Origin of the sequence: Paenibacillus sp. LS1, from assembly GCF_026013365.1 — a bacterium.
In the GTDB taxonomy this organism is placed as follows: Bacteria; Bacillota; Bacilli; order Paenibacillales; family Paenibacillaceae; genus Paenibacillus.
The window spans coordinates 1-409 of sequence record NZ_JAPDOE010000037.1; the positions used below are offsets into that span (position 1 = coordinate 1).

Annotated in this window: 2 tRNA genes and 1 rRNA gene; all 3 read left to right on the forward strand. The window is 51.3% G+C overall.

The features are described 5' to 3' along the window. The first annotated feature begins 57 nt into the window (after positions 1-57). The 3 genes from rrf (at position 58) to OM416_RS31755 (ending at position 385) form a co-directional block, all read left to right on the forward strand. Positions 58-174, forward strand: a 5S ribosomal RNA gene (gene rrf, locus OM416_RS31745). A gap of 36 nt (positions 175-210) precedes the next feature. Next, a tRNA-Ile gene (locus tag OM416_RS31750) sits at positions 211-287 on the forward strand. Between the two features lie 22 nt (positions 288-309). Then, positions 310-385 (forward strand) — tRNA-Ala (locus tag OM416_RS31755). The last annotated feature ends 24 nt before the right edge of the window (positions 386-409 follow it).

Consider the following 409-nt stretch of genomic DNA (forward strand, 5'->3'; position numbering starts at 1 on the left):
TGAAGAGCACAAGCAACTCACTCGTTGCTCAGTTTTGAGAGCTCAAACTCTCAAACGTTTGGTGGCGATAGCGAAGGGGTTCCACACGTTCCCATCCCGAACACGACCGTTAAGCCCTTCAGCGTCAATGGTACTTGGACCGCAGGGTCCTGGGAGAGTAGAACGCCGCCAAGCGTAACCCATTTTGGGTTCAAATAGTAAATATAATGTGGGCCCTTAGCTCAGTTGGTTAGAGCGCACCTCTGATAAGGGTGAGGCCGGTGGTTCGAGTCCACCAGGGCCCACCATTTACACCTTTAAATTTTATATGGGGCCATAGCTCAGCTGGGAGAGTGCCTGCCTTGCAAGCAGGAGGTCAGCGGTTCGATCCCGCTTGGCTCCACCAAAAATGATTTACAAGTTTGTTCTT